We start from the raw sequence: 24,681 nt of genomic DNA, 5'->3' as shown, positions 1-24,681 counted from the left end.
TATTAGTTCTTTGCTCAGCATCGCGGTCGAAGTGTTCCCCTGACCGGGCGTCGGTAGCGTTGCCGACTGGCTGGAGAGTTTTGCCAAAACGAGATTCGCGTCTTGTGTCGGTACGTTACTTTTTCACCGGGGAGCGCGCAACCCCGGAACGCATGCGGCTGCGTTGCGTTTCTTTCAAGACGCAATAGCAGTCCGCTAGAATCGTCGAAAACGACATCGAGTACCAAAATCCGGGGGCGTTCGTGGGTGGCAGAGTTGAGGCGTTCTGGAAGGCAGTGCAGCGCCGTGTGCGCGACGTTTGCGAATCTGTTCCGCCGGAGGGGCAGCGAACTCCCGGGCCTGAACCGGGCTCCCTGAGCAACGCTCCGACCATCGGTCGACCGGAATATTACTTCTACAGTTCCATCCGGAACCGCGACGACGCGGGCAAGTGGGGCATCTTTATCCTGTCTGGCGGTTGTGATGTCATCGCTGATGTGTTCTGCGCACGTACCGACGACCCGGCGCGAGCAAATGAACTTGCGAATGAGTTTCTTCGCGTCTGCGGAGACGCGCACTTCCGGTTTGACATCTATGCCATGTCGTGCGAGGGGCTGCTCGGCCGTTGGCGTTACGAAGGTTTCCAGCACGAGAAACGGCAGTTGGGCCACGTCGACTTTGAACGGGTCTACGTCGTCCACCGTGCGCGTGAATGGGCGAACGCCAACGGGCTGACCGATGAGGTCGAAAGCATTCTCAGGAGCTGGACGGACGATGACCGTGGCTGGCACTGGGACATACGGCGCATCGGCGCATATCTGTCGACCGCACTTCTCGATGGCTATGCGTCGGTGGTCCACGGACTACGTTTTGACCAGGCCGAATGGGCGAACGCTTTGCCTGAAGATTTTGCAGGGGGCTGTCCTGTTCACGAGATAGCGTCTCACAGCAGACCTGTCCTGAACAGTATCCTTGCCGTGCGCAAAGAACGGGACTGGTTTCGGCGATGGGGTATTACGAAATTTTTTCAGACCAACGCGGGGCGCTGGACTGTGGACGAGCGCGTGCAGGTAATCGGGGAGTGTTTCGAAGGCGGTCGCTTTCCGCTCGACCTCGAGGAGGTGAAGGGCGACTTCGAGTGTGTCGATACGAACGTCACTTCATTCTGGCGGACAGTGCCGTGCGTGGTACGCGGCGATGTCAACCTATCCAGCGAAATGGCAATCGGGACGTTTTCCATCGACGAGCGCAAATTGCGTTACTCGGACGACAAGTTACTGCCCGGGACGCTAGTGGCGGGCACGTTGAAAGTTTCCGTACTACCTGCCGGTAACGGGGATGTGGCTCAGCCCGGCGTCACCGCTGGCTGCGCGCTCGGTCTATTGAAGGTTCGAGGGCTAACCGCCGTCGTGGCCACAGCCCATGGTGAGGGCCACCACGCGGTCGAGGAACGTTGGGTCAACATTCTGAATGCCGAGCTCTCTCGGAACCCACGCGACATCGTCTTATGCCAGACCAGCTTCATAAACGAGGAATGCGTAACAGTGGCGTGCCTCAAGTAAGAAGATGGCCGATAAGCCAACGAGAGGACATAGAAGATGAAAGTTCTGCACACAGCAGACTGGCAGATAGGTACTCAGTTCGGCCAGTTCACACCGGAGGAGGCCGCGCATCTGACCGAAGCGCGCTTCGAGACGGTTCGCAATATCGCCAGCCTTGCGACGGGGCGTGGCGTGGATGCCGTGGTCGTCGCCGGCGATGTATTTGACCAGCAGACGGTGTCCGAGACGCTCATCCGCAAGCTCTTCGCAGCGCTCTCTGGCTACGCAGGGCCCTGGTATCTGCTTCCGGGCAACCACGACGCGGCGCTTGCCGAAAGCGTCTGGACTCGCGCGCAGCGGGTCGGATGTGTACCTTCCAATGCGCACCTTCTGCTCGAGCCTGGCGCCACATTGCTCCACGAGCTTAAGGCTGCGCTGTTGTGCGCACCGCTCACGCAGCGCAATACCTACGAAGACACGACCGCCTTCTTCGACAACGTTGAGACTCCGGAAGGCTACCTGCGAATCGGCCTCGCGCACGGCAGCGTGACGGGCATCCTGCAGGAAGAAGTCGACTCCAAGAACCCGATTGCGCCGACTCGCGCGCAGACGGCGCGGCTCGACTACCTCGCGCTTGGCGATTGGCACGGCGAGTACCGGGTGAACGAGCGCATCTGCTACTCCGGCACACACGAACAGGACCGCTTTCGCAGCAACGAGCCGGGCTACGTGCTCGAGGTCGAGCTGCCTGCCCCGGGCGTCGAGCCTATCGTCCAGCGCACGCGCGTCGGCAAATACCAGTGGCATCTCCTGAAGCCGCCCCTCAACGTGTCGAGCGACGTGGCGCAGTTGCGGACACAGCTGGAGGCTTTGGGTGAAAAAGACATTCTTCGCATCGAAGTCACAGGTGCCCTCGCACTCGCCGATGCGGAAGCGGTGAACGTCCTTATCGAGGAGACGCGCGCCCGTGTGCGTGCCCTGCGTTCATCGACTAACGGCATCAAGGTTCTGCCGACGGAAGATGACCTTGCAGCGCTCGGCGCGCAAAGCGGCTATCTGGCCAGAGTGGTCGAGCGGCTGCGTGCCCTGCAGGGCGACGCGACGCAGGCCGCAGTCGCATCCGAAGCGCTGCTGATGCTGGCACGATTCCAACGCGATACGGGGGCAGCGTGATTCTCGAAAGCATAGGTATCCAGGATTTCCGCAAACTTGCAGACCGGCTTGTTATCGATGAGCTTACGCCCGGGTTAAATCTCATCTGCGGTCCAAACGAAGCTGGCAAGAGCACCATCGCCGAAGCGATACGCATCGCGTTTCTCGAGCGCTACAAGGTGTCGGGTCTTGGCGGACTCGTCCCGAAGTCGCGCCCGGACGGTCAGCCGACGGTTGAAGTCAGCTTCGACATACGCGGGGTCAAGCATACTCTCAAGAAGCAATTTGTTCGAAAGCAGCGGTGTGAGCTTCGTATCGGTACGCAAGTCTTCACAGAAGATGAGGCAGAAGAAGAGCTGGCGAAGCTCGTCGGCTTCTCGCGCGCCGAGCGTGGCGCCAGCCGCCCGGAACATGCGGGTATTCCGGGCCTGCTCTGGGTCCGTCAGGGTCAGACAAATGACGTGCGGGACCCCGGCGGCCACGCGTCGGGCTACATCCGCGAGGCGCTCTCGAAACTTGCCGGTGGCGAGACATCCCGCGGCGACGACGCCCTTATTAATAAGGTGCAAGGGGAGCTCTTCAAGCTGCTCACGGAGAAAGCGAAAAAGCCGACTGGCTCCCTGGCGGCGGTGGAAGCCGACCTGAGTCGGTTGCAAAACGAGCGCGATACGCTGGAGCAGCAATTGCGCAACTTCGATGAGGACATCAACCGCCTGGGCACTTTGCAGGCCGAGTTCGGCGAAGTGCAGAGGTCGCGTCCCTGGGAAGCACTGCAGGAGAAAGCCGCGGCCGCGCTAAAGCGCGCGGAGTCTTTCGACCAGATGGAGCGCAAGCATAAGGAGCTTGCCCAAAAGCTTGAAATCGCTGTCATGGAGCACAAAGCCCTGTTGCAGCAGGAACAGTTGGCAGTCGAGCTCGAGACGTCGGCGAAAAATGACAGCGAAGCCCTCGAAGCAGCACTGGCTGCCGCCGGGCAGGCCGGCGAAGCGTATCAGCGCGCAGCCGATTGCGTCGCCACCGCCCAGAAGGCCAATGACGAAGCCAATGCGCTGTTGGAGACAGCGAATGCTGCGGTGCTGGCGAACGAACTGAAGCGCCAGCTCGAGGCCCAGCGCAGCGACATCAGCCGCATCGAAGAGGCGCTTGGGAAGGCAACCGAGGCCAGCGAGGTGGTCCGCGAACTGACGCGGCAGGCGGCGCTGACGGAAATCGATGCGGAGAAGATGAAGACGTTGCAGGCGGTCTGCGACCAGATGGTTCCTCTCCAGGCGCGAAGGGATGCCGCCCTCACACGCATCGAGTACCGGCTGACTGGAACCATCACGGTCGACGGCGCCCCCGTCGAAGGGGAAGGTGTTGTCCTGCTCGACGGACAGAAGACGATTGGTCTTCCAGGCCTCGGCGAGCTGGTCATCATTCCTGGCGTCTCGGATGTGTCCGAACTCATTGCCGCGCTGCAAGACCTCGAGACCGAGCGTGGAAAATTGCTTCTCGAGCTCGGGGTTTCGAGTCTTGTGGATGCAGTCGAGCGACACACGCGTTGGAAATCGCTCACCGCGGAGAAGACAAGTCACGCGAAGATTCTCGATGCGCATGCACCAAAGGGACTCGATGCCTTGCGAACTGAGCTCGAGCAGGCGCGAGGCCGCCTTGCCGCGACGCAGGAGCGTCTCCAAGGGCTGCCTGACGTGTCAAGCGCGTTGCCGGTCGCCGACGCAAAGGCCAGCTTCGATACCGCGCGCATTCAGCTCGAGGCCGCGCGCACGACGCTCATGAGCGCATCAGAAGCAAAGACGCAGACGGCTGCTGGCGCAAGCGGCATCCGTGAGCGGCTTGAAGGGAGCGAAGCACGCTTGAAGGACCCGGAGTTTGTCGCGCGGCGTCAGCGGTGCCAGACCGACCTCGTCGACAAGGCATCACATATCAGCGAGTACAAGCGCAACCTGGAGATGTCCACGCAGCAGCTCGACATTGCAAAGCTGGACGACCCGCGCACGGAAGCGGAGCGGTACACGCAGTCCGCGACGCTCATGCGAGCGGAGCAGCTCGCGCGGCAGCAGAAAATCAGTTCACTGCGTGTACAGCTTGAAACGCTCGGCGGGACCGGACTTGGCGACCGGTTGGCGCAGACCGTGGCGACCATCGACCAGGCGGAAAGCCGGCGTGGCGAGCTGCGGAGGCGCGCGGATGCGCTGAACCTGCTGGAATCGGTCCTCGTCGAAGAGCGCGACGCGGCCGTTGCTGCTTTACGGAAGCCGTTGACAGGTCGCATCGAGCACTATCTCAAGCGCATCTTTCCGACGGGCGAGATGACGGTCGACGATGGCCTCACGCCCGTCGGGCTACTTCGCGGCTCGCAGTTCGAAACGCTCGATTCGCTCAGCTACGGCACGCAGGAGCAGTTGGGGTTCCTGGCGCGGCTCGCTTATGCCGATCTTCTCCAGTCTGCCGGCAAGCCGACGTTGCTGCTTTTCGACGATGCGGTGGTGCATACGGATGACGCGCGACGCGACGCCATCAAGCGCGCGCTGTTGGACGCAGCATCGCGTCACCAGATTCTGGTGTTCACCTGCCATCCGTCCGCCTGGAATGATTTGGGCGTGAAGCAACGCCATCTGGAAGACCTGAAAGCTGCTTCGCGGGCGGCTGCGTGACGGTTGACGTTGACCCGACCGAGGTTTCGCGCGTCGCTGAGTACAATCATCGGCGGGGCGCGGAGGGCGCACATCAGGCAGCGTTCGCGCTGCTGAGCACCACCCCAACGCGAAGGACGCAAATCAACAAGGAAAATGTTCGCGGCACCTGCTACCACCCGACTGGAAGCGTCGAGGTTGAGCCCGGGTCCTAGCCTGGACAGAGCATTCCGGAGGCGAAAGAAAGGGGAGCGAGAGGTGCGTTACGTCAACGTCATTCGACGATCGGCACTGCGGAGTATGTGGTTGCTACCTGACGTCGCAATACTTCAGCATATCGAGGCGTTGCCAGGGGGTGTCGCAGTCCGACGTTGGCATCTTGCGAGTGCTGTGCGCGACGGCATGACGACGATCTGGTACTGCCCAAGTGCAACCAGAGATGGTGTTCTGACTGCTTCGAGTTTAGCCGGGACCTTGATGAGCGCGGTGATGCAGATACGAACGCAACAGCCCCTCGATATTCTCCCTGCCGAGTGGATTGGCGTTATGCACGGAAAATGCGAAGTTGGCGGGAATGAAGCGACCGGCGGCGTCCAGGTCGATTTCTATCGGTCGTTTGACCACGACCATTGCCGTATCGTCGCCCCAAAGGTCATCGTCGAAAGATATCTCGCATGGACATCCACGAGTTTCCAGCATCGCGACGGCCTCCGCGGACGTGCGAGCAATTACCCATGAAGATGATACGGGGTCGCGGAGGTCGTCGATGAATAGTTGATAGCAATCGTTTGTCATTTTGACCGTAAGCGTTGCGCCATCACCGTCTGTTCGTGAGGGCCGGAAGTCGGCAATCTGATTCCCACCAGATCTAGTGGGAATTAGAACGATGGAAGAGAAGGCACCGGGACGCCGACGCGGCTCCAAGAACTACTCGAAGGAATTCAGGGCAATGGTCGTTGCGCAAGCGAACGATCCGGCGCGCTCAATTGCGGAAGTAGCGCACGAGCACAGTTTGAATGCCAACATGATCGCGCGTTGGCGTCGCGCGCACGAGCGCCGCCAATCGACCACGCAAGTTCAACCCACCGAAACGTTCATTCCCGTGCAGTTGCCCGTGCCGGCTCAAGTGACGTCAAGTCTCATCGTCGAGTGCGGCGCCGTGCGGGTTCGCTTCGACGGGCCGCTCGACCTAGGTGTACTCAGGACGGTGCTGGCGACGTTGCGGTCAGCATCGTGATTGGCCTGCCCGCCGGAACGCGCGTCTGGTTGGCTGCCGGCGTGACGGATATGAGAGCCGGCTTCAACAGCCTCTCTGCCAAGATCCAGACGGTGCTGGAGCGCGATCCTTTCTGTGGCCACGTGTTCGTGTTTCGCGGCAAGCGCGGCGATCTCCTCAAGGTGCTGTGGTGGAGTGGCGATGGCATGTGCCTGCTGATGAAGCGACTCGAGAAGGGACGCTTCATATGGCCCCAAGCCGATAGCGGCACCGTTTGTCTGAGTCCGGCGCAACTGTCGATGCTGCTCGAAGGCATCGACTGGCGTCAGCCCGTACGGACAGCACGCCCCACATCGGCGTTGTAAACTTCTCGGCCGGCACGTAAACTGCCGACATGACCCGCGCGAGCACACTTCCCGACGACATTGATGTTCTGAAGGCCATGCTGCTCGCACAGGAAGCGGTGCTGCGCGAGCGCAACGCGCAAGTGCTCACGCTGCAAGAGACGGTCGACTCGCAGAAGGCTGCGCTCGCTTCGCGCGCTGCCGAAGTGGAGCACCTGAAGTTGCTGATTGCGAAGTTGCGCCGCATGCAGTTCGGCCGTAAGTCGGAGAAGTTGGATCGCCAGATCGAGCAACTTGAGCTACGCCTGGAGGACCTGCAGGCCGACGAAGGCGCCGCTCCCGTCGAGATCCCGAAGACGACGCGCAGCGCGCCGCAGGTACCGCAACGCAAACCACTACCTGAACATCTGCCGCGCGATACGCGAACATATCTCCCCGAATCAGCCGAAGTGTGCGTGCAGTGCGGTGCCACGATGAAGCAGTTCGGCGAAGACGTTTCGGAGCAACTTGAATACGTGCCGGCAAGCTTCAGGGTGATCCGGCATGTACGGCCCAAGTTCGCATGCACGTGCTGCGATCACATCGCGCAGGCGAGCGCGCCGAGCCGCCCCATCGAACGCGGCCTAGCGGGTTCGGGCTTGCTGGCACATGTGCTCGTTTCCAAGTTCGGCGATCATGTGCCGCTCTATCGGCAATCGGTCATCTATGCGCGCGAAGGCGTCGAGCTCGAGCGTTCGACGCTGGCCAGGTGGGTTGGCCATAGCGCTGCGTTGCTGCAACCCCTCGTCGAAGCGATCCGGCGCCACGTGATGGCGGCCTCGAAACTGCACGCCGATGACACACCCGTACCGGTGCTCGCCCCCGGCAACGGCACGACCAAGACCGGACGACTATGGGTGTATGTGCGCGACGATCGGCCATCAGGCGATGCAACGCCGGCTGCCGTATGGTTCACCTACACGCCTGACCGCAAAGGCATTCATCCGCAGCAACATCTCGAGTCATTTGCCGGCACGCTGCAGGCCGACGCGTATAGCGGATATCAAGCGATATACGACACGGGGCGCGTAGTCGAGGCGGCCTGCTGGGCGCATGCGCGACGACAGGTCTACGAACTTCACGCGGCTCGGCCAAACGCCTTCAACACCGAAGCGCTTGAGCGAATTGGGGCACTCTATAAAGTCGAAGAGGCCATCCGCGGCAAGCCTCCCGATGAACGCCGGGCCTATCGCCAGGTGCACGCCAGGCCGTTACTCGATCAGCTCCATGCCTGGCTGAGCGAGGTGCTCGCTACACTCTCGCGCAAGTCTGATACGAGCAAGGCGATTCTCTATGCGCTCAATCGCTGGGAGGCGTTGACGCGCTATTGCTATGACGGACGACTTGAGATCGATAATTTGCCAGTCGAGCGTGCCCTGCGCGGCGTGGCCATCGGCCGCCGCAACTACCTCTTCGCGGGTGCCGATTCCGGTGGTGAACGTGCCGCCGCGATCTATAGCTTAATCGGCACCGCAAAGCTGAACGATGTCGACCCCGAGGCGTATCTGCGCCACGTGCTTGCGCGCATCGCAGAGCACCCGATCAATCGCATCGGTGAACTGCTGCCATGGAACGTGAGGGTTCAAGGGGAGTGAGGCGATAATACCGTTCGCCCCTGCGCTTCTCGCTGACCTCATGGCCAAGTCCTTTCGACTGTATACCCTTCACGCTCAGATTCGCGACATCAACCCACCCATCTGGCGCCGCATCCAGATCGAGGGATTCGACTCGCTACGCAGACTACATCACACCCTCCAGGCCGCATTCGGCTGGACCGACTCGCATCAGCACGAGTTCGAGATCGACGACAAGACCTATGCCATGTTCGAGCTCGACGACGTGCTCGAATCGATGGACCCGGACAACACCTTCGATGATCGCAAGACCAAGCTGGAGAAAGCTGCCTACCCCGGCATGAGGTTCGTCTACAAATACGACTTCGGTGACGGCTGGGAACACGACATCGTTGTGGAGAAAGTCGAGATCATCGAAGGCGAGCCGAGCGGTTGTCCACACGTTATTGCCGGAGCTCGGGCATGCCCACCCGAAGATGTCGGCGGTCCGTTCGGATATCAGGCGTTCCTCGACACGCTGCGTGCACACCCCGAAAGCGAGGAGGCCAATGGCTATAAGCGCTGGGCTGGGCACGACTTCGATGCCGAATTGTTCGACCGGCGCGCCGCTAACGCGACGCTCTTACGCATGGCTTGGAATCGTTGGGGCGGAAAGTAGATTCCCAGTCAAGACGCGGTCGACGCTACGCTTACTTTTGACCAGCGCCTCCGTGTCCCGGCTCGTTGGCCGGGTAGAGTTGGGATACGCTACGAAAATCGTCACTTGTTCGTCGCCCTCATAGCACCCGCTCATTAGCCATAGGGCGCCTTACCGTGACCGCACATAGTCCTTCCGTCGCGCCCTCCTCACCCTCCCGTAACCGCGACATTGAACGACATCTCACGTGATTAACCACCTCCCGAGTGACATGGTTGACAACGTGGGCGACTCGCACTCTCTTTGCCCTTGTTTACCGGAGCTTGGTGCTACGCGCCGTCGACGCAGTCGGATGTCCCTTTGTCAGCAGCTGCCTTGGTTTTGGCCGGGATTGTGTCCAGATCGTCCGGGTGTTTGCGGCCTTTCGGAGCGTTCTGGTAATAGCCGTTGAAAAAGGCAAGCCCATGCGGCGCTATATTCGCCCTCAACTCCGCCATCCCGACTTCCTCCGTGACTGGCTCAGTAATCCCCGGCGTCTCGTTCGGCTCGTTCCCCGCCGGTACGTCCGCCTTCGCATGAGTGAGCAAGAGCGGCACCGGTTCAGCGGCCCCTTCTACCTTGGCCGCCGCCGCGGCCTTTTTAGCGTTGGTCTTGGCGGACCCGAAGTAGCTGTTCGTGATCTGCGGACGGCTGTGCCCGAGACGCTCGCTGACGCGGATCTTCGCGATCTTCAGCTCGTCGGGGGTCATCTCGTCACCGATTCCGCCCAATGTCGCGGGTGTGAACCCTTCAAGCAGCGCGCAATTCTCGGCGTACTCTGCTCGCAGCCCATGCCCGCACACCGAGCAGCTTGCTTTCGTGATGCCGAGTTTGGACATGTAGTAGTTGTAGCGCTTGACGTTCTTCTCTAGGTCAGCGTTCTCTCCGCGGATCGTTTTCTTCCAGCCGATAGCGTCTCGCTTGCCGACTCGCTCCTTGATGTAGTCGAGGATTTGCACTTGGAACTGGAACTCGATCGGGATGAGTCGTTGCTTGCCACCCTTAGTCCCGTCGCGCGTGAACAAGATGAACACATCCTTACCAAGGTCACGCTGATCGGACACCCATGGGCGTACACAGATCACCTCCTTGCGACGCAAACCGAAAGCCAACTGGGCTCCGATCATCATCCCGAAGCGGTCATCGATTTCGAAGGCCTGCTGGAGCTTTTCCTCGACGTTGATTCCGTTCGCACTCCAGGATTTCGTCACCTTTGCGCTCGAGCTGACTGTCAGGCGTCCGGGGCTCGCGCCGGGCAAGTACTCCTCAAGCGACTTCACGACATTGGGCTTATCCAACCATCCGAAGAACTTGCGCAACACGGAGAGCTCGTTGCGCATCGTTGAAGCAGCTTTATCCTCCTCGTACCAGTGCTGAACCAGCGTCCTGACATGCTTGTCACCCAGGTTGTAGGGGTTTTTCACCGGGTAGCCCAGGCGGTGCAGCGTGTTCATTGCAGAGAAGATCACCGTTGCGTTGTGCTCCATCGTACGGTTCGAAGCAACCCGGCCATTCACTCGTTTGTGGACGTTCGCGGTGATGATCTCTTGCACTCGGTCCCTCCAACCCTTAGCTTCGCTTGCAACTTTGTCGCCACCGTATTTGCTGGCACCCGCCTTACGGTCGTCAATCTCGCGCTCATACTTAGCCATCTCACACTCCCGTAATGTGAAGTGCCACGCCCGTGCCGGGATGGCATTGGCGTGGCTGGTTCATCGCACGCGCCTTGAACCCCATGCCTCGATATTCACCAGGCACCCAAATCCGATCTCGCCGTCGGTCGGAGCTCGTACGCTTGAATCTGCGCACCCGAGAGCTGGCACTCCCGCATATCACATCGTGAAAAAGCCGGATCGTCGTTAAAATGTTCGATTCCGAGTGGAAGCGGACCAACTCTTCCTGCTCAGCTCGGCCCTTACGGTCACCAAGTTGCCCAGCACGTTGCCGTACTAGGCGCTGGCCATTACGGTTGGCCAACCTGCGCGCGTCCATCGTCGTGATGACGGTGGTTTAAGAGCTAGCGCGACGTAGCTCGCTGGATTGATTCTCCCGCCCCGATAGGCAGGCGATGCCGCCCACGATCCCCTCGCTCTCGCGATGAATCGCAGCCCGTCGCTGGGACGGTGAGGCATCCGTTTGTGGATGGGTTAGGGTGCGAATTGGACCACACGTTTGTGTGTGTTTAGTAGCCGAGTACTTCCCGCTCGGCTGCACGTGGCAAGGGTATTGCCCTGCCTCTATGTCCAATTGTCGTCTAACCGCGATCGATTGAAAAAACGCCCACAGGGCGTTGATTCCAAAAAAGCGTTCGCGCGAATGGCTTCGCGGAATCTGAGGGTGTCCCGTGCGAGTTCAGGGACGTACTGCTGCCGCATCGGCGGCTCGTTGAAAATACTGTATCGCGACACGCATGCCGGCTAGCCGGGGGTGGCGATGGCAGAAGTAAAGCACAGTCCAGTCGGACTTGCAACGTCGCTCTCGCCCTTATGCGCCGCTTCCAGCCCGCTCCTATATGACGACGAAGAGAATTGGACCACGCGTTTGTGTGTGTTTAGTAGCCTAAAACTTCGCGCTCAGTCACACGGGTCAAGGGGTTTGCCTTACCTCTGTGTCCAATTGTCGTCTAACGCCTAAAGATTTATTAATAAATATGTCTGGAAACGGCGCTTTGCTTTCTTCCCTTAAGCGAATATCAGTTCGACTCCTTCTCTCTCGCTCACGTAGCTTCTCCCGCAACGGGTAGATACGGTTGGTCTGACCCATCAGCTTTTCGATTCATGCCCAGAGCGAGCTGTCGGCTTCTCAAGGTTTCGACAGGTTTCCAAAAGTTGTCGCTAGTTATTTGAGGTCTCCGTAGGTTGTCCGGTTTGCATATCTAAATTTCAGAATATTTCCTGTGCGTTCCGCCAGTTTCCGATGGTTCACGCATGTCTCTCATGCCAATCGCCAAGCTCCCTTGACTTCACCGGAGCCTCCGCCAGAAATTCTTTGCGCACGCGATTCCCCTTCCGCCATCAGAGCACGCTCATCGTCCCATGAGCCATGGTCCATGATGTTCCGCAGCCACTTCTTGCCGGACCGTGTTGTTCGCGCGCTTCCAGGTGGCCTTCGACGGTGGATCACCTGGTCTCCCCAGTGGCCAGCAACTCCGACGCATTCAATCGGCGCCGCCTGCCTGTACTGCGATCCTTCCGATGTGCTTTTGCACCATTGGTTTTCGTTGGTGTCGAGTGTTTTCCATCGGGCGACATCGGTTCCCATTGCTTTCCTCCGGGCGGCACTGCTTTTCGTCCGTTCCGCCAGCGGTCTCCATTAGATTCCGCCGCACTGGTTTCCTGTGGTTTCCGCGGGTCTCCGTCGGTTTACAACCGGCCCGAGTTTCGCGAATGCGAGGTACAAACATGCCGCTTTTCGTCTGCGACATCGCGTCAAACGAGGCGACAATTCCTTGCGCTGAACTAACACGCTCGCAATCACGCGGTTGACGAGCACCACCGGAGTCATCACGCAATGGACGATGTTGAATTTCTCCGAGTACGTCGTGCACGCGTTGGCACTGGCAAGTTGGGCCCGTACGTCAAACTGATGAAGAGGTTGAGGGAGGCAGGCTACAACTGTGCCGACATCGCTGAGTACCTAGAGACATTTGAGTCAGTCAGGGTCTCAAAGCAGGCTGTGGCAAAGCACTTCCGAAGGGAGGCGCTCAAATATGAAACGCGCATTTCCAATCGCCCTCAGGTCGATAGTACGAATCAAACGATTGTTGATCTTGATGTTCATCCGACCACCCCGAAGGAAAAGCAAGTCAGCAACGCATCGAATGACGGCCTTAAAAGCGCTGCTTTTCAAGGCGATGCGAGCCAAAATCAACTCTATGATGGCGACAAGCGTCGGGGAAACACCGCTTCCGCCGCGGCCCCCCCTGCGGCGGCTCCACCCGTTCTCCCTAAACAGGTTGAACTGGTCGTTTGTGATGGGAGCACGCCGGAAAACCAGGAAATATTCACGCGTTACCTGCTGAAGCAGTACCAGGAAACCCTTTGACCCGGGCGCAGCCTAGCCCTACCACTAAGGAAAACTAAATTGGCCAAACGCTTTCTTGTTATCCACACGTGCGGCAGCCTCGGCAAGAGCGCGCTCGCCGGCGTTCTGCTTATGCCCCGACTGGGGGAAGGCGATCTGCTGTCCGTCGAGACGACGAACCTGGACGCCGCCCAGTTTGGCCAGAAGGTCAAGCGCTTTGACCCTGAGCATTTCACTCACTATGTCTCGTCACTGACGGCGGCACCGGGCAACACGGTAACCGACGTTGGCGCGAGCTGTTTCCTTGTTTTCCTGAATGGGCTGATGCAAACGGGTGCCTTGCAAATGTTCGACTATGTAATTGTCCCGACCGACCGCACGCAGCGTGCCCAAACGGAAACGGTCACGACAATTCACACGCTGCTGGACGCCGGCCTAGACGTCGACCGCGTGAGGATCCTCCTCAACAAGGCGACGAGGCCGACGCAGGTGAATCCCATCCAGATGCAGTTTCACTACCTTTTCGCGCTGGCTGACGCCGATCCTCGCCTTAAGGTCGACCCGGAATGCTTTCTTGAGAATCAACCGCTCTTCTCAACCATGGTTTCGTTGAGAAAGTCGTGGGCCGAGCTGATGGCCGACACGACGGACTATCAAGCCCAGCTTGCTGCGACGGAAGGCAGACTCGACGCAGCGCGCCTTGAGATTGTCAATAAGATCACTGTTCAGATGATGGCTCGTGCAGCAAGCCGGGTGTTCGACCGAGTGTATGAGCGGCTTAACATTGGTCCGATCGTCGTTCCGACCAAGGCCACCGAGCCGTCGGGGGTGGCATAGCATGTATCCGCCGGCCAAACCCGAGCAGGAGCAGGCTCGCACAGCGCTCCTGTTCGACAGAACTCTGCAGATCGAACGGGAGCAACGCGCGATCCTGACCGAATATCAGCATGCCTTAGCCGCTCAAATGGAGTTCATCGCGCTTCTCCGCGAGGCGGGCGCAGAGGCCCGCATCGATCTCGCTGCCGCGCAGGAAGGGGTGCGGCTCGACCGGGTCATTGAGAAGCTATCTGCTGCGGTCCACGAAAATGGCTATGCCGCTCTGGAGCGGCTCGTCACTCAAGAGCTGACGGCGGCAACGACGCGGCTCGATCGACGTTTGTCCGTTGCCGAGGACAAACTGATCAAGCTCGTTCGAGACTCGGAGGCCCATGCGTCGAAGGCAGATGACAAGCTAGCCAGGCTCATTAGGGAATCGGAGTCGCGTACGTCAAAGATGTGCGCAGACATGGTCGCGGCCAGTGAGGTCTTGGCCCGCAACCTGGAGGACGCCGTGCTCGGTAAGCCCCCCATCCCAGTCACACCACCTGGCGCGAGTCGCGCCCGGCGGCTACTCACTTGGGTGCTCACTCTCCTCGTGCGCGTTCGACGGTGGTGCATTGACGCCATGCCCCCAGCTATCACGCTCTTGGCCATTGTTGAGTTTGGCTTTCTGCTTTTACGCCTCCGAGACGCAACGCAATAACGACGTGCCTCCACCGCATCTTTGTCCCTCCCGCCGTCGGCTTTCGGGAGACGCGATGCGGCGATCGCAGCGCCCTGCCCTACTGAACCCGCCCTCGGTACCCGCGATACTAGCGCCCGAACGTTCGGCGTGAAGCCCCAGAACCGACCAAGGTCCAGCACGCGCGGCGCCATTCCTTGCTGGGACGGCCACCCTCCGCACCTCCCTTGAACTCCCTCGCGCCCTCAGCGCCCGATTGGGTATTCGCCTCCGGGCTGAGCCGTCTCATCGTGAGACAAAAGTGGACGGGCACACCCTTGATTTCAAAAGAAAAGCCAAAGCGTTGATGGCGCAAAACGTGGGATTTGCGGTTCGAGCTCGGCTTTACCCGCAGCCTTCACTTCCTCAGAGCGCCCGTTCCAAAATTATTGCTTCCACGCGCCAAAGTCCGAGTTGGCAACGGCTCCCAGGCCCCGAGGCAAGGAACGGGAAGAACATGCCTAAACCAGCTAAGGCCGCAAAGCTTTATCGAGTTATCCCCGACAGCGTGACCTTCTTCGAATGCTGCCGGAACGCCTTCGGTTACAGCCGCAGCTTCGTCTATCGCTACTTGATAGCGGCTTCATGCGCCCGACTTCAACTAAATGTGCGCCATTAAAGCCCGTTTTTCCACCACTAGAGGACCACTGAAACAGGCAAACTGACTCAACTTCAATTTAAAGTGTTAGGGGGTAAAAAAATGAATAGCAATTCCGCTAATCGGCGACCGGATGGCGACGCGCCCCTTGAAACTCTACCGACCGTTGGATTTTCCCGGTGGAGCCAATTGAAGCGCTTCATTCCGGTCTCCCACGAGACTTGGCGCAAGCTGGTGAAACAGGGTCGTGCGCCCCAGCCGCAGCGCTGGTCGCAACGTTGCACAGTGTATAGGAACGAGGAAGTGCATCTCTGGATGAAAAATCCAAATGAATATCAAGTGCAGGTGACCACCGAAAAAGCAGATTCCGATGCGCGCCGATCGGCGAGTGCTGACGCAATTCCCGCTGACGGCGTGGCGGCCCTCAAAGGCGTCATCTCGAAGCCGGCACGGACGGCGAAGACCGACAAGACTAGTTGACGACCGGAAGTCCACATGGTCGTCACCCAACTGATCGCCGTCCTGAAAACCAGGCCGCCTGATGCGCGCGTTATCGTGCAGGACAACGAAACCGCCTTCAATAAAACGATCGCGATCGTGATACAGCTGATAGTCGTCACTGGCGGCTATCGCAAACGAGACTGCCTCGGTTCGTGCGTCGCGGTCCATCAAGCTGGCGGGGGCGAGCACGAGTTATTAGCTAGGCTCACTTGCCACACCGCGCGATTTTCTCGAGCAGGCGGTTTTCATCACGTCCCCGCAAGGTGAGCCTTTATGATCAACCATCGCCCGCGTGCCCCGTTCAAGCCCCGCTATTTCGTCGATACTGAGTTCACCTCTTTCGATGACTGTCAGCTCATCAGCGTGGCGATCGTTGGCGAGGACGGCCGCGAGTTCTACGGCGAGCGCTCAGACTTTGAGTGCGCGCTGTGCAGCGACTTCGTATGTGAAACGGTGCTGCCGCAGCTCGGCCAGTTTCCCGGCCGCGCAATGCCTTTCGAAGCGCTTCGTCACGAGTTGCGCGCTTGGCTCGCCCAGGTGCCCACGAAGCCGAAGCCAGTGCTCTGCTTTGACTATGTGGGCGACCTTCATCTAGTAGAACATCTGATCGGCGGCCCACTGCCGAAAGGCTGGAAGACCGAAAACGTCTACACCCGTCTCGATAACCAACGGCTTGCGGCCTACTTTGCCGAGCACGGCCACGAGCATCACGCGCTACACGACGCCCGCGCGAACTGCCGCGCCTTTATTTGATGTCCTGTAACTGCTCACAGTCCCTTTTTGGGACTGTTTGAAAGTCGACAGCGCGGATTACCGGTTTCCGAGTTCAGCACGTACCACGTTGGGCTTGTCGTGTTTCAAGAAGAAGTCGGCGCTCGCGAATTCGAGGGAGACCTTGCAGTCGGCCATTCGGGACGGTTACGGTTGACCGCCACGAAATCCGTAGAAAAGGACGCCACGTCGCGGCGGTCCGGCGACGGTTTCAGCGCGGAATTTCTGCCTGCCTGTCCGCTGGATCACGCCGTTCGCGATAACGTATCGATTGGAACAAGTTCCGCCCCGGACTTCAGGGCGTCGAGATAGTCCGCCCACGCTTGCATCATCTTTATTCGATCGTAGATGAACTTTGTCCGGTTATAGGCCGTACCGAGTGCGTCGGGTACCTTGTGTGCGAGCTGGTGCTCAATGACTTCACTCGGGAAGCGCAGATGTTCATGCAGAATCGTCCGTGCCATCGCGCGAAAGCCGTGACCGGTGATTTCCGTCTTTGTGTCGAATCCCATCCGCCTTAGTGCCGCGTTCACCGCAGCACCACTCATTGGCTTTTTTGGATCGCGGCCAGGGAACACGAACTGCCAGCGGCCTGTGAGCGCGTGGAGCTCGCGCAAGATTACGACAGCCTGTGTGGCGAGCGGGACCAGATGTTCTGTCTTGGTCTTGGAGACCGTATAACGCCATTGTGCCTTGTCTAGGTCGAACTGCGCCCACTTGGCCGTGCGCAGCTCACCGGGCCGGACAAACAGCAGCGGAGCCAGCCGCAACGCACACTGAACGACGAACGTACCCTTAAAACCATCGATCGCGCGCAACAGCTCCGCCACCTCGGACGGCTCGGTAACGGAGGGGAAATGGGTGTGACTCGCCGCCGGCAGCGCGCCGCGCAGATCCGCACTGACGTCGCGCGCGGCTCGCCCGGTCGCAATAGCGTAGCGGAAAACCTGGCCACAATTCTGGTGGACGCGGTGTGCGGTGTCGAGCGCTCCGCGCGCTTCGACCCGGCGAAGTACCGCAAGCACTTCTGGGGCGGCAATCTCGGCAATGGGGCGACCGCCAAGCCACGGAAACACGTCCTTCTCGAGGCGCCCCATGATCTTATCGGCGTGGGACTTTGCCCATCCCGGTTTGTACTTCGCAAACCACTCTCGGGCGACAGCCTCAAAGCTATTGGCCGCACGCTCCGCCGCTCCAGCACGCCGCACCTTGCGCTCAATGCCTGGATCAACGCCGTTGGCCAGCAGCTTGCGAGCGGCGTCCCGGCGCTCACGCGCTTCCTTCAGCGTGACGTCAGGAAACACGCCCATAGACAGGCTCTTCTCCTTCCCGCCAAACCGGTACTTCAGTCGCCACCACTTACCTCCGGCGGGGGTAACAAGCAGATACAGCCCCCGTTCGTCAAACAGCTTCTGCTGCTTGTCGGTGGGCTTGGTGTTGCGCACCTTCAGATCAGTAAGTGCCATGGTCACCCCCTTGGAATGACCGCGCGTGTCGCATCGAGAAAGGCTCGAAGCTCAGCGGTTTCCGCGCCGGTCAGGTTCATGCATCGTTTACCCAGCCGCAGCGACAAGGCTCCGTCATTATCCAGTGCGAAGCGCATCACCACCTCCCTACGCTCCTGTCCGGCCCCTTGGCCGGCGCGCTCCTTTCTCCTCATTTCCGACGGATCAATGCCTGCTGCAAGCATCTCGCGCGCTTCGTTGCGTCGCCTGCGGGCCTCGTTCACGTTCACATCGGGAAAAACGCCAAGCGATACCCGCTTTTCCCTGCCCGCCACTCGATACTTGAGCCGCCAGTACTTTCCACCCGAGGGATGGACCTCGAGGATCAACCCCAGGCTGTCGTACAGCCGCCAGATCTTGACGTGCGGCTCCGCGGCGCGGATTGCCGCGTCTGTCAAAGGAGTCCGAGCAGCTTTGGCCATTTTGGGGTAACAGGTCCAGGAGGCTTGGGAGCGACCCCCAGGGTTACCCCGGCGTGGGGGTTGCAATCACTGGGAGAATCCAGTGGTAGTTTGCAACAAAAAACCCCGCGGAGCCAAGCCCGGCGGGGTTTTTTGGTCAAACTTTGGTGTTGCTAGGAATCTTGTTGGTGGAGCGGAGGAGGATCGAACTCCCGACCTTCGCATTGCGAACGCGACGCTCTCCCAGCTGAGCTACCGCCCCAACGAAGCGCCAATTCTAGCACAGCGCCGGAACCGTTTGACAAGCACCCCAGCGCGCCGCCGCAGGCGCCCAGCAGTCACTTCCCCGGCGCCCCCGCCAGCACCCACGCGACGACGGTGCGAATATCGGCATCGCTCATACGCGGGTGTGACGGCATCGGAATCGCGCCCCAAACCCCCGAGCCACCGTCACGCACTTTCACCGCGAGTTTAGCCGGCGCCTGCGCATCGCCCTTATATTTCCCGGCGATCTGCTGAAACGACGGCCCGACGAGCTTCCGATCGACCGCATGACACCCCATGCACGCGTTGCTCTTGGCGATCTCGAGCCCACCCGGCACATCGGCAGCGTACGCACCAGCCGACGCTACCGCCAACACAACCACCCCGCCCCACTTCCAGCTAACCAAACTCATTGCATCGCCTTCGGGTTGCCAGAATGAACCGCGTTCGAATTCGTCACCGGCGCAGGCGCCTGCTGACCGAGCGGCTGCGAGCTGATCGTCGCGGACTGCACGGCCCCCACCGTCGGCTCACTCGAATCCGCCGCCGGCGCTTGCGCCGCACCCGGCGCGCTGGCGGCCGTCGACGCGGACGCCTCGAGCGCCTGCGCTTCCTGCGGCTTGATGTACTGGAACACCTTCACGACCTGCATGACACCCGGCACGCGGCTCGCCGCATCGCCGCCGGTATCGCCTTCATTCGACGTCACGAGCCCCATCAAATAGACGTTGCCTCGTTCGCAAACCACCTTGAAATCGTTCGCCGAAATGCCCTTCTCCGCGATCAACGCGGTCTTCACGCGGCCTTCGAGGTACGAGTCGTTCGCCCGCGACGACAGCGTGCTCTTCGGCTGCACCGCCAGCTCGTTGACGATCCGGCTGACGTTATCGATGCCGCGCACGATCGTCTCGGCCTGCTGCTTGTTCTGCTCGCTCGGCACTTCACCCGTCAGCAGCACGCGCTGGTTGAACACGGTCACGTTGACGTGCGCGTCGTCCGGCAGCGATTGGGCGATTTGCGTCGAGGCCTTGATCTGAATCTCACGGTCCTCGGTCTGCGCGCCGACCGTCCGCCGATCGGTCGCAATCAGCGCGCCGCCCCCAGCCGCGCCGGCCAGCGCCAGCACGCAACCCTGCAACGTGGCGGCGAGTCCCGCCGCCAATCCGACCACGAGCGTGGTCCTCACAAGCGTCTTCTTGACGCGATTTCCGCTCATCAACGCACTCCCTTTCGTGGTCAATTCAATCGTCAATTTAGTGGTCAATCTTCGCCGAGCAGCATCGCATCGATGCCGTCGCACAGACAATGAATCGTCAGCATGTGCACTTCCTGAATGCGCGCGAGGCGCTCGGACGGCACGCTGATATGGATATCCATATCGGTCAGCGTCTCGTTCATTTTTCCGCCGCCGTGGCCCGTCAGCGCGATCACGACCATCTCGCGCTCGTGCGCTTCGGCCACCGCCGCGAGCACGTTGGCCGAGTTGCCGGTCGTGCTCAACGCGAGCAGCACGTCGCCCGTGTGGCCGAGCGCGCGGACTTGCTTCGAGTAGATCTCGTCGAAAGCGTAGTCGTCGCCGAGCGCCGTCAGGATGGAGGAATCGGTGGTGAGCGCGATGGCCGGCAAGCCCGGCCGCTCGCGCTCGAAGCGCCCGATCAGCTCGGACGCGAAGCGCTGCGCGTCGGCTGCCGATCCGCCGTTGCCGCACGCAAGAATCTTGTTGCCGTTCGCGAGCGCGGCGAACATCGTGTCGACCGCCACGGCGATCGGCATCGAGAGGGTTTCCAGTGCTTCGAGCTTGGCTGCCGCGCTGTCGCGGAAGTGCTGTTGAATGCGTTCGACTGACATCGATCTCTAACTAATAACGAGGTTGTCGAGCAACCTCGCCGCTGCATCCATGGTGCGCCTTTCGGCGCCGATTGTGGAGCGTGCTGGTGACATTTGCGCGCAAGTTTACCGCACTCGGCAAGCGCCGAAACACTGTTCATACGTCATCGGCGCGAAAAGCGTCTCGCAGCCACACGAGCCGGGTGCCGTCGAACGCAACGACGTCGAAGCGGCACGCGCTCACGGCGCCGCGGCTCCTGGCGAGAAAGACCTGCGCCGCGTGCACGATGCGCCGTCGCTTCTGCCAGCCGACGCTCGCCGCCGCTCCGCCAAAGCGTTTGTCCGCACGCGCGCGCACTTCGACGAACACCAGCGCGCCGTCGCGATCGCGCATCACGAGATCGATCTCACCGCCACGGCAAGTCACATTGCGAGCGACGAGTCGCATGCGCTGCCGGCGCAAATACTCGAGCGCACGCGCTTCGAAAGCCGTGCCGACGCTCTTCGACCCGGACCGGCCAGAAAAGTTGTCGTCCGGCGCGTGGCACAATGTCGGCCTTGTTCCGCTTTTCCGCGTTTTCTGCGTCATGACTGATCTCCTCGAACTCGCGCAAGGGCAGCAGTACCCGGCCGGCGCTCTGTATGTGGTGGCAACGCCGATCGGCAACGTCGCCGATATCACGCTGCGCGCGCTGCACGTGCTCGGGGCGGTCGACCGCATCGCCGCCGAGGACACCCGCAACAGCGGCCAGCTGCTCGCCCGCTACGGCATCGCCAAGCCGCTCATCGCCGTGCACGAGCACAACGAACGTGCGGCCGCCGCGCGCGTGATCGAGCACCTGCGGGCCGGCGAGCGCGTCGCCTATGTGTCGGATGCGGGCACGCCCGGCATCTCGGACCCTGGCGCTCGGCTCGTCGATGCCGTGCGCGAAGCCGGCTTGGCCGTCGTTCCCCTGCCAGGCGCAAGCGCGCTGACGACCGCGCTCAGCGTGGCGGGCGACTGGACCGGCACCTTCTCGTTCCTGGGCTTTTTGCCGACCAAGACCAAGCAGCGCGCGTCCCAGCTTCAGCAATTGGCCGCGCACACGCAGGCGTTGGTCTTCTACGAAGCGCCGCATCGCATCGTCGAGACCGTGCAGGCGCTCGCCGATGCATTCGGCGGCGCGCGGCGCCTCTTGATCGCGCGAGAGTTGACCAAGTTACATGAGGCCCTTCACCGCTGCACCCTGGCCGAAGGGCCAACGTGGCTCGCCGCCGACGCCAACCGGCAGCGCGGCGAGTTCGTGCTGGTCGTCGAAGGCGCACCGCAGGCGGAGCCGGGCGCCGAAGATCACGACGCACTCCTGAATATCTTGCTCGAAGAATTGCCCGTAAGCGGCGCGGTGAAGGTGGCTGCCGCGATCACCGGCGCGGCGCGCAACACGCTGTACGCACGCGCACTCGAGCTCAAGAAAGACTGAAGGGCCGCACACGACGGCCCTTCAGGGTTCGAATCGATTCTACGCAGTAGCGAGGCGAACCGCGCGAAGCACGGCACCGCACCCCTGCTGTCCAGCGCTTACTTGTTGAGCGAATTGTCGGCCAGCATTTCGGCCTGCTCGGTCTTCGCTTCCTGCTGCGACAAACCTTCGATCTTCACGCTCGCCGTGCCGGCCTTGCGCAGACCGAGCAGACGAGCCGCGGCGTAAGACACATCGATGATGCGCCCGCGCACGTACGGTCCGCGATCGTTGATCTTCACGACGACCGACTTGTTGTTGGTCGTGTTCGTCACCCGCACGTAGGACGCGAGCGGCAACGTCTTGTGGGCAGCGGTCAGCGCATTCATGTCGTAGCGCTCGCCGCTCGCCGTCTTGCGGCCGTGGAATTTCATGCCGTACCAGGAGGCGCGGCCGGACTGGTGGAAATCGGAGACATCCGGGCCTGCTTCGAGAGGCTTCGCATCGGCGAGGCTCGCTTTCGAGTCGGCGGCGGTCGGCTTGCCCAGCGCGTCGTAGCCGAGGGGCGCGGACGCGGCGTTTGCCAGGGCGCCCTGCGTGCGCATCGGCGAGGCGTTGGCCTGATCAGCCGGACCGTGAGGAACCGCACAGCCTGCCAAGGCAAAAAAGGCAAGCAGACTCCCCAGTCGAGGCAATCGAGATTTCATAAGACGTAACCCAACAGTGTCGAGCCGCAGCACGTAAATCTTTCGTATCGCTTACGGCTCGGGCGACCGAGGCACGACGTGGCTCCGCTCGCTATCCAGCGAGTCGTGCACAGGCACTCGGGTGCGGCCATCTACGCCGCTTTCCGCCCGGTTAGTTTTCACGTCTGGCGCAACCTGTCCCCGGCAGCCTGACCAGACCCCACATGCCGCCATCGAACGTAAATTGCACGTTCTATGCACGTCCGAAGACGTACAGGAACAGCGGCGTAGGCCCCACCCAGCGTCACGGCAGCAAGGCCGTTGCAGGCGCGCGGCGCCTGGCTGGGCAAGACGTGTGCATCGAATAACCTATCCGATGCAAGGTTTGTGCCGTCCTAATCGACGGACACTTACTTGACGGCGACCCGGCTGTGCTCGCCCTTAAACGAGACCGGATCGTCAATTGGCAGCGTGGGTGTTCCACGCACAATGGGTCGCATTATAGCAAAAGGACCTTTAAATCACCTGTCAACCTACATGGGAGCCATTGATTCTCACTATGGATGTAAAAATCGAGATTTGCCATCGTCCGTTCGGCCGATCAGCGACGGCTTCGCGCCGCCGGTACAATCGAGCTTTTCGCCGTCCTGCCGCATTGCCGATGAAAGTCTCGATCATCCCCGTCACGCCGTTCCAGCAAAACAGCTCGCTGCTCGTCTGCGAGGCCACGGGCCGCGCCGCCGTGGTCGATCCGGGCGGCAATCTGGAGCGGATTCAGGAGGCGGTCGCCCGGCTGGGCGTGAGCGTCGAGAAGGTGCTGCTCACCCACGGGCACATCGACCACTGCGCCGGCGCGAAGACACTGGCGGCGCACTACGGCGTGCCCATCGAAGGACCCCATCAGGACGAGCGCTTCTGGCTCGACCAACTGCCGGCGCAAAGCCAGCGCTTCGGTTTTCCGGCAGCGGAGGCGTTCGAACCCGATCGCTGGCTCTCGGACGGCGACACCGTGCAGTTCGGCGACGAAACGCTCGACGTCTACCACTGCCCGGGCCATACGCCCGGCCATGTCGTGTTCGTGAGCGACGCTCACCGGCTCGCGCTCGTCGGCGACGTGCTGTTCGCCGGCTCGATCGGACGCACCGATTTTCCGCGCGGCAACCACGCGGACCTGCTCGCGTCGATCCGCAGCAAGCTCTGGCCGCTCGGCGACGACATCACGTTCGTCCCCGGGCACGGCCCCACGTCGACGTTCGGCGCTGAGCGGCGCACGAATCCGTACGTGGCGGACGGGGTGGGCGCATGACAGCCGAGATCTATGTCAGCACCGACGTCGAAGCGGACGGCCCGATTCCCGGTCCGCACTCGATGCTCAGCTTCGCGTCGGCGGCCTACACCGCGGACAAGCAACTGATCGGCACGTTCTCCGCCAATCTGGAAACGCTTCCTGGCGCCGAGGCGCATCCGATCCAGGCGGCTTGGTGGAAGACCCAGAAGGAAGCGTGGGCGGCATGCCGCGCCGATCTGCAAAAGCCAGAAACGGCGCTCGTCACGTACGTCGAATGGGTCGAGTCGCTGCCGGGCAAGCCCGTGTTCGTGGCGATGCCGGCGGGCTTCGATTTCACCTTCATGTTCTGGTACATGATGCGCTTTGCGGGGCGCTGCCCGTTCTCGTGGTCCGCGCTCGACATCAAGACGCTCGCGTTCGCGATGACGGACCTGCCGTACCGCAAATGCATCAAGCCGCGCATGCCGAAGCGCTGGTTCGACGACCACCCTCACACGCACGTCGCGCTCGACGATGCGATCGAGCAAGGCGCGCTTTTTTGCAACATGCTGGCAGAATTGCGCAGCCAGCAAGCCGCGCTCGGCATCATTCCGAACGCCTCCCCGCCTGAATCGGCCGCAGAGGACGGCGCAGGACAAAACGCCGCGAGCAACCCGGCAAATTAGGGAAATCCCCTCAGCGCTG

General features: G+C 61.0%; 25 protein-coding genes and 1 tRNA gene. 16 read left to right on the top strand and 10 right to left on the bottom strand.

What is annotated here, in order from left to right; genetic code table 11:
* Positions 1-242: 242 nt before the first annotated feature.
* Genes FAZ95_RS00930 through FAZ95_RS00920 form a run of 3 tightly spaced genes read left to right on the top strand, consistent with a single transcriptional unit; the run spans position 243 to position 5,326 of the window.
* Positions 243-1,541, top strand: coding sequence for a hypothetical protein (locus FAZ95_RS00930; RefSeq protein WP_137330714.1), 1,299 nt, complete (start codon positions 243-245; stop codon positions 1,539-1,541).
* Positions 1,542-1,577: 36 nt separating this feature from the next.
* Positions 1,578-2,693 (top strand): metallophosphoesterase family protein, encoded by a 1,116-nt coding sequence (locus FAZ95_RS00925; RefSeq protein WP_137330713.1) that lies wholly within the window; start codon positions 1,578-1,580, stop codon positions 2,691-2,693.
* The gene (locus FAZ95_RS00920; RefSeq protein WP_137330712.1) at positions 2,690-5,326 is read left to right on the top strand and encodes an AAA family ATPase; all 2,637 of its coding nucleotides are present in this window, start codon (positions 2,690-2,692) and stop codon (positions 5,324-5,326) included. The genes FAZ95_RS00925 and FAZ95_RS00920 overlap by 4 nt, the downstream gene beginning before the upstream one ends.
* Positions 5,327-5,767: 441 nt before the next feature.
* On the opposite strand, the gene FAZ95_RS00915 is transcribed toward FAZ95_RS00920, so the two are convergent.
* Positions 5,768-6,100, bottom strand: a complete 333-nt coding sequence (locus FAZ95_RS00915) for a cyclic-phosphate processing receiver domain-containing protein (RefSeq protein ID WP_137330711.1) — start codon at positions 6,098-6,100, stop codon at positions 5,768-5,770.
* Positions 6,101-6,191: 91 nt separating this feature from the next.
* Between FAZ95_RS00915 and tnpA the strand changes: the two genes are divergently transcribed.
* The 4 genes from tnpA to FAZ95_RS00895 are packed head-to-tail and all read left to right on the top strand — an operon-like array spanning position 6,192 to position 9,136.
* Positions 6,192-6,542 carry an IS66-like element accessory protein TnpA gene (gene tnpA, locus FAZ95_RS00910; RefSeq protein WP_137330710.1) on the top strand — a complete coding sequence of 117 codons (351 nt, stop codon included), beginning with the start codon at positions 6,192-6,194 and terminating at the stop codon, positions 6,540-6,542.
* A complete protein-coding gene (gene tnpB / locus FAZ95_RS00905) occupies positions 6,539-6,886 on the top strand; it encodes an IS66 family insertion sequence element accessory protein TnpB (RefSeq protein WP_137330709.1) in 348 nt (115 codons plus the stop codon). Before tnpA ends, tnpB begins: the two co-directional genes overlap by 4 nt.
* A 29-nt stretch (positions 6,887-6,915) precedes the next feature.
* The gene (tnpC, locus tag FAZ95_RS00900; RefSeq protein ID WP_137330708.1) at positions 6,916-8,499 is read left to right on the top strand and encodes an IS66 family transposase; all 1,584 of its coding nucleotides are present in this window, start codon (positions 6,916-6,918) and stop codon (positions 8,497-8,499) included.
* Between the two features lie 40 nt (positions 8,500-8,539).
* On the top strand, positions 8,540-9,136 hold the full coding sequence (locus FAZ95_RS00895; RefSeq protein WP_137330707.1) for a plasmid pRiA4b ORF-3 family protein: 597 nt from the start codon (positions 8,540-8,542) through the stop codon (positions 9,134-9,136).
* Positions 9,137-9,444: 308 nt separating this feature from the next.
* On the opposite strand, the gene FAZ95_RS00890 is transcribed toward FAZ95_RS00895, so the two are convergent.
* Entirely contained in the window at positions 9,445-10,806 is a 1,362-nt protein-coding gene (locus FAZ95_RS00890) for a phage integrase N-terminal domain-containing protein (RefSeq protein ID WP_137330706.1), read from the bottom strand.
* Positions 10,807-12,664: 1,858 nt separating this feature from the next.
* On the opposite strand from FAZ95_RS00890, the gene FAZ95_RS00885 reads away from it, so the two are divergent.
* The 6 genes from FAZ95_RS00885 (at position 12,665) to FAZ95_RS00860 (ending at position 16,569) form a co-directional block, all read left to right on the top strand.
* Complete coding sequence (locus FAZ95_RS00885; RefSeq protein WP_137330705.1) at positions 12,665-13,198, top strand: hypothetical protein; 534 nt, start codon at positions 12,665-12,667, stop codon at positions 13,196-13,198.
* Between the two features lie 39 nt (positions 13,199-13,237).
* Positions 13,238-14,014 carry a hypothetical protein gene (locus FAZ95_RS00880; protein WP_137330704.1) on the top strand — a complete coding sequence of 259 codons (777 nt, stop codon included), beginning with the start codon at positions 13,238-13,240 and terminating at the stop codon, positions 14,012-14,014.
* A 1-nt stretch (position 14,015) separates the two neighbouring features.
* Positions 14,016-14,699 carry a hypothetical protein gene (locus FAZ95_RS00875; RefSeq protein WP_137330703.1) on the top strand — a complete coding sequence of 228 codons (684 nt, stop codon included), beginning with the start codon at positions 14,016-14,018 and terminating at the stop codon, positions 14,697-14,699.
* 718 nt (positions 14,700-15,417) lie between these two features.
* On the top strand, positions 15,418-15,795 hold the full coding sequence (locus FAZ95_RS39825; RefSeq protein ID WP_254699771.1) for a helix-turn-helix transcriptional regulator: 378 nt from the start codon (positions 15,418-15,420) through the stop codon (positions 15,793-15,795).
* Positions 15,796-15,810: 15 nt separating this feature from the next.
* Entirely contained in the window at positions 15,811-16,083 is a 273-nt protein-coding gene (locus FAZ95_RS00865) for a hypothetical protein (RefSeq protein WP_137330702.1), read from the top strand.
* A gap of 6 nt (positions 16,084-16,089) precedes the next feature.
* Entirely contained in the window at positions 16,090-16,569 is a 480-nt protein-coding gene (locus FAZ95_RS00860; RefSeq protein ID WP_137330701.1) for a 3'-5' exonuclease family protein, read from the top strand.
* Between the two features lie 263 nt (positions 16,570-16,832).
* Here the strand turns inward: FAZ95_RS00860 and FAZ95_RS00855 are convergent, their stop codons facing one another.
* The 7 genes from FAZ95_RS00855 to FAZ95_RS00825 form a co-directional block, all read right to left on the bottom strand.
* Complete coding sequence (locus FAZ95_RS00855; protein ID WP_137330700.1) at positions 16,833-18,053, bottom strand: tyrosine-type recombinase/integrase; 1,221 nt, start codon at positions 18,051-18,053, stop codon at positions 16,833-16,835.
* 2 nt (positions 18,054-18,055) lie between these two features.
* Positions 18,056-18,514: an Arm DNA-binding domain-containing protein gene (locus FAZ95_RS00850; RefSeq protein ID WP_137330699.1), complete on the bottom strand. Its 459-nt coding sequence runs from the start codon at positions 18,512-18,514 to the stop codon at positions 18,056-18,058.
* A 165-nt stretch (positions 18,515-18,679) separates the two neighbouring features.
* Positions 18,680-18,755 (bottom strand) — tRNA-Ala (locus FAZ95_RS00845).
* Positions 18,756-18,831: 76 nt separating this feature from the next.
* Positions 18,832-19,170 (bottom strand): c-type cytochrome, encoded by a 339-nt coding sequence (locus FAZ95_RS00840; RefSeq protein WP_137330698.1) that lies wholly within the window; start codon positions 19,168-19,170, stop codon positions 18,832-18,834.
* A complete protein-coding gene (locus FAZ95_RS00835) occupies positions 19,167-19,973 on the bottom strand; it encodes a BON domain-containing protein (RefSeq protein ID WP_137330697.1) in 807 nt (268 codons plus the stop codon). The genes FAZ95_RS00840 and FAZ95_RS00835 overlap by 4 nt, the downstream gene beginning before the upstream one ends.
* A 44-nt stretch (positions 19,974-20,017) precedes the next feature.
* Complete coding sequence (locus tag FAZ95_RS00830) at positions 20,018-20,605, bottom strand: phosphoheptose isomerase (protein ID WP_137330696.1); 588 nt, start codon at positions 20,603-20,605, stop codon at positions 20,018-20,020.
* 136 nt (positions 20,606-20,741) lie between these two features.
* On the bottom strand, positions 20,742-21,173 hold the full coding sequence (locus FAZ95_RS00825; RefSeq protein ID WP_137330695.1) for a YraN family protein: 432 nt from the start codon (positions 21,171-21,173) through the stop codon (positions 20,742-20,744).
* Here FAZ95_RS00825 and rsmI point away from each other — a divergent pair.
* Positions 21,172-22,044 carry a 16S rRNA (cytidine(1402)-2'-O)-methyltransferase gene (gene rsmI, locus FAZ95_RS00820; RefSeq protein ID WP_137330694.1) on the top strand — a complete coding sequence of 291 codons (873 nt, stop codon included), beginning with the start codon at positions 21,172-21,174 and terminating at the stop codon, positions 22,042-22,044. The two genes, FAZ95_RS00825 and rsmI, sit on opposite strands and share 2 nt — an antisense overlap.
* 98 nt (positions 22,045-22,142) lie before the next feature.
* Here the strand turns inward: rsmI and FAZ95_RS00815 are convergent, their stop codons facing one another.
* Complete coding sequence (locus tag FAZ95_RS00815; protein WP_137334373.1) at positions 22,143-22,730, bottom strand: septal ring lytic transglycosylase RlpA family protein; 588 nt, start codon at positions 22,728-22,730, stop codon at positions 22,143-22,145.
* A gap of 640 nt (positions 22,731-23,370) precedes the next feature.
* Between FAZ95_RS00815 and FAZ95_RS00810 the strand changes: the two genes are divergently transcribed.
* Positions 23,371-24,015: an MBL fold metallo-hydrolase gene (locus FAZ95_RS00810; protein ID WP_137330693.1), complete on the top strand. Its 645-nt coding sequence runs from the start codon at positions 23,371-23,373 to the stop codon at positions 24,013-24,015.
* A complete protein-coding gene (locus FAZ95_RS00805) occupies positions 24,012-24,662 on the top strand; it encodes a 3'-5' exonuclease family protein (RefSeq protein ID WP_137330692.1) in 651 nt (216 codons plus the stop codon). Before FAZ95_RS00810 ends, FAZ95_RS00805 begins: the two co-directional genes overlap by 4 nt.
* The last annotated feature ends 19 nt before the right edge of the window (positions 24,663-24,681 follow it).

Source organism: Trinickia violacea (assembly GCF_005280735.1).
Classification (GTDB): Bacteria; Pseudomonadota; Gammaproteobacteria; order Burkholderiales; family Burkholderiaceae; genus Trinickia_A; species Trinickia_A violacea.
This window is presented reverse-complemented; position numbering and strand designations above follow the sequence as displayed.